The sequence below is a fragment of the Pontibacter harenae genome (assembly GCF_020907245.1).
GTDB lineage: Bacteria > Bacteroidota > Bacteroidia > Cytophagales > Hymenobacteraceae > Pontibacter > Pontibacter harenae.
On sequence record NZ_JAJJWH010000069.1, the window covers coordinates 1 to 12,046 of the forward strand.

At 44.9% G+C, this 12,046-nt stretch carries 11 protein-coding genes and 2 pseudogenes; 8 read left to right on the forward strand and 5 right to left on the reverse strand.

Features of this window, described 5'->3' with window-relative positions; genetic code table 11:
• Window positions 1–93 precede the first annotated feature (93 nt).
• The 3 genes and pseudogenes from LN893_RS19445 to LN893_RS19455 all read left to right on the forward strand — a co-directional run.
• Window positions 94–255 (forward strand): annotated as a pseudogene (locus LN893_RS19445) (integrase core domain-containing protein); the annotation flags it as partial.
• A 253-nt stretch (window positions 256–508) separates the two neighbouring features.
• Entirely contained in the window at window positions 509–2,206 is a 1,698-nt protein-coding gene (gene recN, locus LN893_RS19450; RefSeq protein ID WP_229972978.1) for a DNA repair protein RecN, read from the forward strand.
• Between the two features lie 80 nt (window positions 2,207–2,286).
• Entirely contained in the window at window positions 2,287–3,099 is an 813-nt protein-coding gene (locus tag LN893_RS19455; protein WP_229972979.1) for an enoyl-ACP reductase FabI, read from the forward strand.
• Between the two features lie 466 nt (window positions 3,100–3,565).
• Here LN893_RS19455 and LN893_RS19460 read toward each other — a convergent pair whose 3' ends face one another.
• Genes LN893_RS19460 through LN893_RS19470 form a run of 3 tightly spaced genes read right to left on the reverse strand, consistent with a single transcriptional unit; the run spans window position 3,566 to window position 5,740 of the window.
• Complete coding sequence (locus tag LN893_RS19460; protein ID WP_229972981.1) at window positions 3,566–5,077, reverse strand: M28 family peptidase; 1,512 nt, start codon at window positions 5,075–5,077, stop codon at window positions 3,566–3,568.
• A gap of 29 nt (window positions 5,078–5,106) precedes the next feature.
• The gene (locus tag LN893_RS19465; RefSeq protein WP_229972983.1) at window positions 5,107–5,478 is read right to left on the reverse strand and encodes a cupin domain-containing protein; all 372 of its coding nucleotides are present in this window, start codon (window positions 5,476–5,478) and stop codon (window positions 5,107–5,109) included.
• A 25-nt stretch (window positions 5,479–5,503) separates the two neighbouring features.
• Window positions 5,504–5,740, reverse strand: coding sequence for a Kazal-type serine protease inhibitor family protein (locus tag LN893_RS19470; RefSeq protein ID WP_229972985.1), 237 nt, complete (start codon window positions 5,738–5,740; stop codon window positions 5,504–5,506).
• Between the two features lie 215 nt (window positions 5,741–5,955).
• Between LN893_RS19470 and LN893_RS19475 the strand changes: the two genes are divergently transcribed.
• The 3 genes from LN893_RS19475 (at window position 5,956) to LN893_RS19485 (ending at window position 7,641) form a co-directional block, all read left to right on the forward strand.
• Window positions 5,956–6,345 carry a CsbD family protein gene (locus LN893_RS19475; protein WP_229972988.1) on the forward strand — a complete coding sequence of 130 codons (390 nt, stop codon included), beginning with the start codon at window positions 5,956–5,958 and terminating at the stop codon, window positions 6,343–6,345.
• A gap of 180 nt (window positions 6,346–6,525) precedes the next feature.
• A complete protein-coding gene (locus tag LN893_RS19480; RefSeq protein ID WP_229972990.1) occupies window positions 6,526–6,921 on the forward strand; it encodes a YtxH domain-containing protein in 396 nt (131 codons plus the stop codon).
• Between the two features lie 270 nt (window positions 6,922–7,191).
• Window positions 7,192–7,641 (forward strand): YtxH domain-containing protein, encoded by a 450-nt coding sequence (locus tag LN893_RS19485; RefSeq protein ID WP_229972992.1) that lies wholly within the window; start codon window positions 7,192–7,194, stop codon window positions 7,639–7,641.
• A gap of 86 nt (window positions 7,642–7,727) precedes the next feature.
• On the opposite strand, the gene lysS is transcribed toward LN893_RS19485, so the two are convergent.
• A complete protein-coding gene (lysS, locus tag LN893_RS19490; RefSeq protein ID WP_229972994.1) occupies window positions 7,728–9,254 on the reverse strand; it encodes a lysine--tRNA ligase in 1,527 nt (508 codons plus the stop codon).
• A gap of 178 nt (window positions 9,255–9,432) precedes the next feature.
• Window positions 9,433–10,464, reverse strand: coding sequence for a hypothetical protein (locus tag LN893_RS19495; RefSeq protein WP_229972996.1), 1,032 nt, complete (start codon window positions 10,462–10,464; stop codon window positions 9,433–9,435).
• A 361-nt stretch (window positions 10,465–10,825) separates the two neighbouring features.
• Between LN893_RS19495 and LN893_RS19500 the strand changes: the two genes are divergently transcribed.
• Together LN893_RS19500 and LN893_RS19505 are read left to right on the forward strand one after the other, a co-directional pair.
• Complete coding sequence (locus tag LN893_RS19500; protein WP_229972998.1) at window positions 10,826–10,984, forward strand: hypothetical protein; 159 nt, start codon at window positions 10,826–10,828, stop codon at window positions 10,982–10,984.
• 12 nt (window positions 10,985–10,996) lie between these two features.
• Window positions 10,997–11,983 (forward strand): annotated as a pseudogene (locus LN893_RS19505) (trans-sulfuration enzyme family protein); the annotation flags it as partial.
• Window positions 11,984–12,046 lie beyond the last annotated feature (63 nt).

Genomic DNA, 12,046 nt, shown 5'->3' on the forward strand with positions numbered 1-12,046 from the left:
CTGAGGCTTGCGAGCAACTGTTAAACGCATAGGCATTCGCCATACCTTATATGATTACAAAAGAGGCCTGTGATAAACACAGGCCTCTTTTGCTATGGGTTGCTCTCTCTGGAGGATGCCCAGGAATAGATCGAGGCTTGGCGGCAGGAGTATAATGGCTTCCGTCCCCACAGTTCACTAGGTGACAGAACACCGGAGGAGTGGATACAAAACAACATAGTAAAACCTGAATTCTCTACTTTAGACCAGTCCTAAAAATGGGAGGACCTCATAACACATAATCAATAAGTTTAACTATCTATCTTTCGGCTAGTATACCTAACAAGAATCTCAAAAGATGATTGGATAATTGAAGAGGATTTACCCAAATAAATAATCACCATTTTAGCATCAAAAAAAGTTAAAAACTAACGAACTTAGCAAAGCTAAAAAGTCTTTAGTAATATTGGTCTCTAAGTCTCCTTTTTAAAGGGGGGCAAAAAGAAAGCTCGACATCAGTTAGAACTATATGCTGGTAGATTTAAAAATAAAAAATTACGCCCTGATTGAGAAGCTGGAGATGAATCCGTCGCCAGTGCTGAACATTATTACGGGTGAGACGGGTGCTGGTAAGTCCATTATGCTGGGGGCCATAGGCCTGTTGCTGGGGAACCGCGCCGATACAAAGCTGCTCTTTAACCAGGGGGAGAAGTGTGTGATAGAGGGAGTGTTCGACATCTCTTCTTACAACCTTAAGGAGATTTTCCTGACTGAAGACCTGGACTTTGATAACCAGTGTATTCTACGCCGTGAGATTAGTCCGAGCGGTAAGTCGCGTGCGTTTGTGAACGACACCCCTGTAACGCTGGATGTGATTCGCAAGATAGGGGAGAACCTAATGGACATCCACTCGCAGCATGATACGCTGCAGTTGGGCGATACGAGCTATCAGCTCAACATCCTGGACATCTACGCTGGTAACACGGTATCGGCAGGCAATACTACTTTTGATGTGTATGCAGGCAATCTGTCGCACCTGAAAGACTATAACGAGACCTACCGCAAGTATAAAAAGCTAGAAAGCGACTATAAAAAGCTAACGGACCAGCTGGCACAGGCCCAGAAAGAACTGGATTATCATACCTTTCTGCTAAATGAACTGGAGGAGGCTAACCTGCAGGCAGAGGAGCAGGAGCAGCTAGAGGATGAGCTGAAGCAGTTGGAGAACGCTGAAGATATTAAATTAAAACTATCACAGGCGGTACAACATCTGACAGAATCAGAATTTAACATTACTTCTGCTTTAAAAGACACAGCGTACTTGATCGGACAGCTGGTGCAGTTTTCTTCTAAGTACGAGGAACTGCGAACCCGCACCGAGAGCTGCATGATTGAGTTAGGCGATATTGCTGGCGAACTGGAAGATGCCGAACGCAATACCGAGGCTGATCCCGAAAGAGCAATAGAAGTGCAGGAGCGCCTGAACATGATTTATACTTTGCAACGCAAGCATCAGGTGCAAACTATAAGTGAGTTGTTGGAGATTCAGTGCGATTTGGAGGGTAAAGTAGGAAGTGTACTGAACTTAGATAATGCTATCACCAGCACCCAGAAAGCTATGCAGGCAGCTGAGAAAGAGGCGTTGGAAAAGGCAGCTATACTTTCAGAACGTCGAAAGGCTTCGTTTGGCACGTTTGAGCAGGAACTGTATGCGTTGCTGGCTGAATTGGGCATGCCAAATGCCCGTATTGTAATCCAACATAATAATGTGGCGCCTACAGCTACGGGTACCGACGAGATCAGTATACTTTTTAGTGCTAACAAAGGGGCGCAGCCGCAGTCGCTTATTAAAGCAGCATCGGGTGGTGAGTTTTCGCGCCTCATGCTAAGTATTAAGTATATGCTAGCCGATAAAACTGCCTTGCCAACCATCGTTTTCGATGAGATTGACACAGGTATATCGGGTGAAGTGGCTGTGAAAGTGGGCCGCATGATGCAGCAAATGGCGCAGAAGCACCAAATTATTGCCATTTCACACCTACCCCAAATTGCAGCGCAGGGCAATGCGCACTACTTTGTTTATAAAGAAGATCGCGAAGACCGAACCATCAGCCGTGTGAAGCAGCTGACCAAGGAAGAGCGTGTAAATGAGATAGCAACCATGATTGCAGGAGCCAATCCGAGTGCCAGTGCCTTTAAAAGTGCCAAAGAGTTGCTTTCACTCTAAGCAGTTATTACTATATTGCTTCCGTTTTCTGGCTTTGCCAGAAGGAAACCAAACTGACAAACAACTATAAGTATAAAGAGATGTCTTATAATCTGCTAAAAGGAAAGAAAGGAATCATTTTTGGAGCGTTGGACGAAAAATCTATCGCTTGGAAGGTAGCGAAACGTGCAAAAGAGGAAGGTGCTGAGTTTGTGCTGACTAATGCGCCACTTGCCATGCGTATGGGCGAAATCAAGAAGCTTGCAGAAGAGTGTAACGCAGAAATTATTCCTGCTGACGCTACGTCTGTAGAAGATCTGGAGAACCTGTTCTCAAAAGCACAGGAAATCTTGGGTGGCAAAATAGATTTCGTGCTGCACTCTATTGGTATGAGCCCGAACATCCGTAAAGGCAAGTCTTACGGCGACCTGAACTACGAGTGGTTCCTGAAAACGCTGGACATTTCTGCACTGTCTTTCCATAAAGTAATGCAGGTAGCAGAGAAGCAGGATGCCATGAACGAGTGGGGTTCTATTGTAGCGCTATCTTACATCGCGGCACAGCGTGTATTCCCAGACTATACAGACATGTCGCAGGCGAAGGCGGTGCTGGAGTCTATTGCCCGTAACTATGGCTACCGCTACGGTAAGCTGAGAAATGTACGTGTAAATACCATTTCACAGTCTCCGACTAAAACAACAGCTGGTACAGGTGTAGGTGGCTTTGATGCATTCTACGACTATGCTGATAAGATGTCTCCGCTTGGTAATGCTTCTGCAGAAGCCTGTGCTGACTACTGTATCACTTTGTTCTCCGATCTGACTAAAATGGTAACCATGCAAAACCTGATGCACGATGGTGGCTTCAGCAGCACAGGTATCTCAGAGGAGATTGTGGAAAGAATGAGTAAGTAGTATGATTTAAAAATTTGAAGATGTGAGGGTTTGAAAATAATCTTCACGTTCTGAAGTATAAAAATAGCCTCTGCCAATGATTTGGCAGAGGCTATTTTGTTTAAGGTTCTCTGAAACAAAACGTCGATTCGAACAGCGTGAGGAATTTAGGGTTTGCTAGTTTTATTCTAACCCATCTAAAATTATCCTTCAAGTTTTCAACTTGGAGCTTTTCATGAGGCAAGTTTTCAACTTGCGTGGTGGGGCTTAAAGGTCGCAACCTACGCCAGTTAAAAACTGACCTCATGCACAACCACAAGTTGCGCTATCGCTAAACTTGCGGTATGCTTTGCTTTTTATTTACAAGATGAGTGTTTCAATCATAGTCAGAAGCCATACTTATTTCATTTCAATAGCACAAAGCAAGCATATTTCTCCCTTTGATCTAAATGACAAAATGAGTTTAATCAGACGCTGACTACTCATGCTACCGCTCCAACTTAGCTCCTGGATCTACTCCTGGCTTTTGCGGAGTTTGAGAAACAGCCCAACCAGTGGCGTACATCCATTTGGTCATGCGGGTCAGCTTATCAATGTCGATGCGTTCAGCCTCGTCTCGTGGAGTATGATAATCTGCATGTAGTAAGGTAGTAAAGAAAATAGCTGGAATACCTGCACGGGCGTAGGGTAAATGGTCGCTGCGGAAGTACCAGCCTTCGGGGTGCTGCTGATCGTCCCAGGATGTATCTACGGTAAATTTCGTCAGTTGCTCGTTGGCTTGCATGGCCATATCTACCAAAGCAGTAGAGTTACGATGTGGTGGTGTTGAGCCAAGCAAAGCGGCGGAATCTGGTGCGTTACGGCCAATCATGTCGCCATTTAATACAGCAACAATAGACTCTTTTGGTACAGTAGGATGCTCGGAATACCAGCGAGAGCCGTAAAGGCCACGCTCCTCGGCACCGTGCCATACAAACAAGCCAGATCGTTTGCCAGGAGCTTTTGTCCAAGCACGGCCTATGGCTAACAAAGCCACACTTACCGTAGCATTGTCATCAGCTCCATTCCAGATCGAGTCTCCGTCTATTGCCACGCCTACGCCATCATGATCATGGTGCCCGCTAAAAAGCACATATTTATTTTTCAGCTGCGCATCAGTGCCAGGAGCTTTTGCCACTACGTTAATAGACGGATAAACAAAGCTTTCAACCTCTAGGTTGGCACTTACTTTAGCGTTTGGACTTCTAAGATTTTGTGCTGCTGAAGGGAGTGTTAATATCACAGGTATATTGTTTTGGCTTGTTGTACCCGCTGCACCTTCTAATTGGTATTGCCCTTCCTCAAAACCATGCCCTGCAAAAGCCATATTAGCTTCAGCTGTAGAATCGGCCACTAATATAATAGCCGCTGCTCCCGAATTTCTAAGCGTGCTGCCTTGCTGGCGAACCGCTGATAAAATATAGCGGTAGCCCCAAAGGCTCATACCTTCGGCTGGTAACCTAGAAGGAGCCTGTAGTTCCATGGCTACTACTTTGCCTTTGATATTTTGCCTGGTGGTATCAGCCATACTATTTAGCCATACTACAGAAGTATTTTGCAGATTACTTGTTGCAGGTGATGTGACCCACGCCTCCTGCCACAGTTTCAGTGATTTGCCGTTTATCTGAATTTGGCTGATGTCGGCCATGTGCGTGCGGCGCAGCGGAAAGAACTGGAAATAAGTACCATCATCGCCTGCTGGTTCTAAACCTGCTTTTCTGGCTTGTTCGGCTACCCAGGCTGCGGCACGTAGCTCATCTGTTGTTCCTGCTCTTTTGCCGCGCATATCATCGCTGGCCAGAGCAAAAAGATCCTCGCGCAGCTGGTCTTCACGTATGGCATCCAGGGCAGGAGGACTAGTGGCAGGTGCATCTGCTGAAGAAGTAGCAGATGGCTTGCTACTGGTGCAGGCACTGGATAAAGCCAGAGCAAGAAATAAACATGTACTTAATTTTTTCATTTAGTTAAGTTAGATTATAGTGAGTAAATTTAAGCTTCTTCTCTATTCACTTTTGTAAAATCGAAGGCGGGAATGCAGACGGACCAGTATTCGGTTTCTTCGTCGTACGGGTTGGCGTAGCGGATGCGGGTGCCAGCCTTTATAAGTATCGTTTCGCCAGCTTTTACCTCCACTTCTTCACCGTCAATTTCAATTAACTTTTTGCCACGCGTCACGATGGTAATCTCATCAAACTCAGGTGTCTGGTGCGGCTCGCTCCATTGCGGAGGTGCCACCATGTGGGCCACACTAAAAGCCGAGGTATGGGTAGAGGCATTGCCAAAATGTTCTTCTATCAGTTTTCCGTCTGTAGTGGGTACCCGAAAAGGCTTGGTTTGCTTTATATATTTTGGATTGCTCATGTATATCAATGTTTAAATGTACAAATTATTTAGCCGCAGTACTGAATTCGCCTTCCGTGTAGGAGGTAACACCTGCCTTTTCGGCTTCGCAGGCGTTGCTGTAGGTTTTGCCATCGCAGCCACAGACAGGAGCATATTGCATGGTGCAAATTTGGTCTGGGTTTATTTTGCTTTGATCTATGCAGGCGATGTCTTCTGAGGTTTTGCAGGAAAAAGTGCTGCCAAGCAGCAGGAGCAAACAGGCAGTGACGGTTTTTCTCATATAGTTTTTGCTGTTAAAAGTAGCTTTACGAACAAATAAGTGACATTAGCGGCTACAATGGTCCTGAAAATTAACCAACTAGTGTGGTTGCCGTATGTATTTTCGAATGTCTAAATTATAGAATCTTGCTAATATTTTATACCTCTATCTATAATCAAACAGCAGGCGTAGCTTTATAAATAAATATAAGTAGGACTCAATTAAACAAAACAACTATGAATAACGACAACGGAAAAATCTTGTTAGCAACGTTGGCAGGAATAAGTGCAGGTGTTGTAACTGGTATCTTATTGGCACCAGACAGTGGCCGTACAAGCCGCGATACGCTTAATCGCTCTTTAAAGAAAGCAGGCGACGATATAGAGAAGACAGTCAAAAACTGGATGGATAAGTTGGAGCGCAACAATGTAACTGACGATGGCAGCAGTTTGATTATGCGTGGCTCTTGGGATGACGTGAAAGGCCAGTTAAAGCAAAATTATGCTGACCTTACAGATGATGACTTGACTTATGCCGAAGGAAAAGAAGATGAACTGCTTGGCCGCCTACAGCGCAGGATGGGCAAAACAAAAGACGAAATCATAAAGCTTATATCAGAATTGTAACGAATCAGGGGCTGGTATGAACTAGTTTAATTATATTCATCGAGGTTTTGATAATGTTTTAATATAATAAAATAATCAAATTCTAAATTATAGTTATAACTTAATGCTATGCTTAATCGTTATTAATCAAATATTAACGTAAAAAGAAATAATTGTAAATTTTAAAAATTGCTAGAAACTATGAAAGACAATAGCGGAAAGGTATTATTAGCCCTTTTAGCTGGCGCAAGTGCTGGTGTAATTGCAGGTTTGTTAATGGCTCCTGATACAGGGGAAGTTACAAGAACTAGCGTTAAGAAGTGGGCTGGTAAAATGAGCAAAGATCTTGAAAAGAACCTGCAGACTAGCCTGGACGAGATAAAGAAAATGAGCTCTGATACTTATGAAAAAGTAGCAACAAGTGTTAAGGGAGCAACTAAAGGTGAAGACTCAGGTAGCGATTCTTCTTCTGACAAATCAACATCGACAACTGCAGCAACTGGTACTGGCACAACTACTACAGGTGCTACAGCAGGTACAACTGGTACTGCCACTGGCCCTGTTGGTACTCCTGGTACATTAGGCGGTACAGTTTAAATGTATCCAAGCTCCAGGTAAATCCTGGTGTTGCGTATAAGTACGCTAATGTATTGGCAAGCCTTGCCTTTGTTTCGGAAAGAAGAGTACACCTGTGTGCTTTCTTCTTAGGTACTTTTATGCTTATAATTTACGCTGGCGCCTGCTCATAACGAGTGGGTGCTTTTGTTTTATCTTATGCGTCAACCTTCGGCATGTAGTCTCGTTAATAATAAGGAGGCTTAACACACATTTTATAAACAACCAAAAAGATATTGTATGAGAACAACTATGGAATGCAGATCTCTGGGAGAAGAAAAGGGTAATTACGCAACTAACTCTTCTGTGAGACAAATAAAGCAAAAAGTAACAGGCGAAAGCAAAAGCCACAGTAAGAGCAGCGAAAGCGCTGGAGGTAAAGTAGCACTTAGTGTGTTGGCTGGTGCTGGTGTAGGTGTGTTGGCTGGTATGTTGTTGGCTCCAGAAAAAGGAGAAGTTTTCCGCAAGAAGGTTTCTGAATCAGCTTCCAAGCTTGGTTCGCAGGCAACTAAACTGTATAGTGACAGCCTTGATAAAGTGAGTTCCTGGACAGGAAAGGGCGTCGAAACAGCTAAAAGCGAAGACCTGGGACCAGAGGTTGTAGGCAAAGTAAAGAAAAGCCCCTATACCGACTCCGAAAAGTGGGACGATCAGGAAAATAAAAACATGATCAATACAGCCAAAAAAACTCCTGGCGTGTAAAAGAACCAACTATAAAAAGAAAGCGCCTGCTATACTATAGCAGGCGCTTTCTTTTTATATAATACAATTGTTTTTCAGTGGAAAGACTACTCGTCCTTATTCTCTGGTTTCATTTGCGGGAAGAACAACACATCCTGTATGGAGTGAGAGTTCGTCATGATCATGCTCAGGCGGTCTATGCCTATACCCAAACCAGCTGTTGGCGGCATACCATACTCCAACGCACGCAGGAAGTCTTCGTCTAATACCATTGCCTCTGTATCGCCACGTCTGCCTAATTCCAGCTGCTCTTCAAAACGCGCACGCTGATCAATCGGGTCATTCAACTCAGAGAAGGCGTTACAGATTTCTTTGCCATTGCAAATCGCTTCGAAGCGCTCTACCAAACCTGGTTTGCTGCGGTGCTTCTTCGCCAGCGGGCTCATCTCTACAGGGTAATCTGTAATGAAAGTTGGTTGGATCAGGTATGGTTCTGATGTTTCTCCGAAAATCTCATCTATAAGCTTGGCTTTCCCCATGGTTGGATCTACTCTAACACCCAATTTCTCGGCTGTCTGGCGTAGCTCTGCTTCTTCCATTGCCGAAATATCGATCTTTGTGAAGTGCTCAATTGCCTCAAACATCGTGTAGCGCTTCCAAGGGCGCTGAAAGTTGATGATGTTATCGCCTACTTTAACTTCGGTGGTACCGTGCAGGGTCAGAGCGACTTTCTCCACCATTTCCTCCACCATATCCATCATCCAGTTGTAGTCTTTGTAGGCTACGTAAACTTCCATTACGGTAAATTCTGGGTTGTGCGTACGGTCCATGCCTTCGTTACGGAAGTCTTTGGCAAACTCGAATACACCGTCGAAGCCACCAACAATCAAGCGCTTCAGGTAAAGCTCATTGGCGATACGCAAGTATAGCGGCATATCCAGCGCGTTGTGGTGCGTTTTAAACGGACGTGCTGCTGCACCACCGTGTATAGGCTGCAGGATAGGAGTCTCTACTTCTAAATAGCCCTTGTCGGTCAGGAAGCTGCGCATAGTGCTTACCAACTGGCTACGCTTCTTGAAAGTTTCGCGCACGTGTGGGTTCACAACAAGATCCACGTAACGCTGGCGGTAGCGCAGTTCAGGATCGCTGAAGGCATCATACACATGCTCCACGCCGTTCTCGTCTACCTCACGCTTTACAATCGGCAGTGGCTTCAACGATTTGGTTAAAAGCTTTAGTTCTGTAACATGCACCGAAATCTCGCCTACCTGCGTCACGAAAGCATAACCTTTGATACCGATAAAGTCACCGATGTCCAGCATTTTCTTGAACACGGTATTGTACATGGTTTTGTCTTCGCCAGGGGCAATGTCATCGCGCGATACGTAAATCTGTATGCGGCCTGTGCTGTCCATCAGCTCCGCAAAAGAGGCTTTTCCCATCACGCGACGGCTCATTAGGCGGCCAGCAAGGCTTACTTCCTGGTAGTTATTCTTTTCCTTATCGAAATTTTCCCTTATCTCTTTGGCAGTGGCAGTAACTTCAAATAGCTCAGATGGATATGGGTTAATACCCATTTTCTCCAGTTCTTCGCGCTCATGGCGCCTGCGTAGTTCCTGTTCGCTCAGTTGCATGCGATGTATATAAAATGACTGTTTATAAATAAACTGCAAAATTGCTAAATATTCGGCAGCTTTTAAAGGCTTTATTGCTGATTGTTGGATTGTTAAATTGCTAAGGGAGTTTTAAATGTAAAAGCCCTTGCAGGTAAAACCATACAAGGGCCAAACTATAAAAGGAAGAAAGTGAAAATTATGCAGCTGCACCTAATTGGTAATCGTCCTCTTTTAGGAGCGGTTTGATTTTTTCTTCGAACCTAGCTGCAACAAAGGAGCCTTGCAGGTGCTTTGGCAGTTCCTCTACAAAGGCCTGGTAGTGGCGCAAACCTATGGCCTGCGCCACATAGCATTCGTGTATGCCGTTCAGGTAGCTCACAATCTGCAACAGCGACTCGTGGAACAGCTTAAAATCAATCTCGGCCTGTACAAAACGCTCAATCTCTCTGTGAGTAGTCGAAATACGCAAACGTGCCATCAGATCGAACAAGGTAGTATAGCCAACGCGCCAGGTAAGCTGTTGCCAATGCTGCGGGCCGAACTTCTGTAAAATTTCATTGTTGCGGCTGCTACGTATGGCTGTGGCAGGGTTGGCCTGTACTTGCTGCCTGACAGCTTTTGCTTTCTGGCGGCGCGTGGTGCGCAAAAACTGCCCGATTTGTGCCTGCGCCTCTAACTCTTTGCCTGCTATCTGCAAACCAGGTTTATAGTGCGCCAGCGGCAGTCGGTTTATGTTAAAATCATCATAGTGCCCAGATGCATAGAAGCTAATGGCTTGCGGATAAGCGTTTTTAACCACTAGTCTGCCTGCCTCTCGCAGCACCCAAGCCTCATTATTCGTTTTGATGCCTCGCGTGTGCAGGAAAGCCTGCAGCCCAGCAAAAACAGCATAGAAAGCCTGCGGAAACGTCCAGTGCAAGGCGTTGCGCATATAAGCTTCGTCACCTAACTCAGCGGTAGAACGCAAAGCATACTCAGTGCTCCAACTATTGAGCAGCAGGCGCTTTACAGCCTCCACATCCTGTTCCGATAGTTGTACTGGCTTGGCCTCACGGAACGAAGCAAGACTATCCAAACCATTCCCTTCAAAGTTTTGGATATGGTAACTTATAGCAAAAAAGTAGTTGAGAAAAACCTGCGCAGGAATAGATTTCTGCCACTCCTTATCCGCCTGTTTTGCCTCTTTTGGATATAACGAAAGTACGTTTTCTTCTTCTCTCTCTTTCATGCATATACAACATTTTTGCTGCTGTATCAGTTGCAAAAAAGGTATAAAATTGCAGTGTTTTTTAGTATTTAAACGCTTGATTATGAGTAATTTATTTTCTAGTTAAAAATAATTACCATTATCCTGTAGCAGTCTGCTTTTAAGTGACTTTCAGAAGTGAAGATTCTACTTTTGAAGAGGAATGAAGTACACCTTTAGGTAACTAGTAAGTATAGAAACAGAACTAACCAGAAGTGTAAAAGTAGAAAGTACGGAGACAGTAGTAATCAACTTAAATCGGAATATATCAGTTTTCAAAGTGTATTGACCATCATTGAAAAGCCGTGATACTTGTGTCTTTTTATTAACAGCAGAAGAAACTATGGATATATCTTACATCATCAACGAACTAGGCGAAGAACGAGAAAAGTATTTCGATGCCGTGGCGCCACCCATTATACAGAGCAGTAACTTTGCCAGCAGAACAGTTGCCGAAATGCGTCGCAAAATGCAGCACGAAGCGACAGAGTACATGTACTAGCGTGGCAATAATCCAACCGTGACAATACTCGAGAAGAAGATGGCAGCACTGGAAGGGGCGGAGCATGCGGTGGCGTTCAGCAGTGGCATGGGGGCTGTATCGGCGGCTGTACTTTCGGTGGTAAGGGCAGGTGACCATATAGTGTGTACAAGTCACCCGTACAGTTGGACGAACAAACTAATGAAGCGCTTTCTGCCTCGCTTTGGCGTGGAGGTTACCATGGTAGACGGAACAGACGCTGCCAACTATAAAAATGCCATCAAACCTAACACAAAGCTGCTATACCTGGAGAGCCCCAACTCCTTTACATTTGAGTTACAAGACCTTGCTGCCGTAACAGCCATTGCTAAGGCGCATAACTGCCGTACAATCATTGATAACAGTTTTGCCAGCCCATTACACCAGAATCCGATAAAGTTCGGTGTAGACCTTGTGGTGCATTCCTGCACCAAGTACATCGGCGGGCATTCGGATGTAATGGGAGGCGTAGTTTGTGGCTCTCGTGACTTGATCAATAGCATCTTCAACAATGAATTTATGACCTTGGGTGCGGTTATGTCGCCGCACGATGCCTGGCTGTTTATACGTGGTTTGCGTACACTGCCTGTGCGTATGGAACGTGTGGCAGCCTCTACCAGAAAGGTAGTGGAATATCTGGAACAGCACCCGAAGGTGGAGAAAGTGCTTTTTCCTTTCCTGCCCTCCAATCCGCAGCATGAACTGGCGCACAAGCAAATGAGCAACAACTCTGGGCAGTTCTCCATTCTGCTTAAAGCCAACACTCTAGCAAAGGCTGATTTGTTTTGCGACAGCCTAAAGCATTTTTTGATGGCAGCCTCTTGGGGCGGGCACGAGTCACTTATGTTTCCCATTTCAGCAGTGTATGCCTCAGAGAACATGAAAATTGACCTGCCATTCAATCTGGTGCGCTTTTACATTGGCTTAGAAGATCCAGAATATCTTATCCAAGATTTAAAACAGGCACTAGCCGCTTTGTAAGTGTTAAGTGTGTTTTTAGTAATAATTTGGTTGTGGTTTAGAATGTATGATGTAGGAATAAAT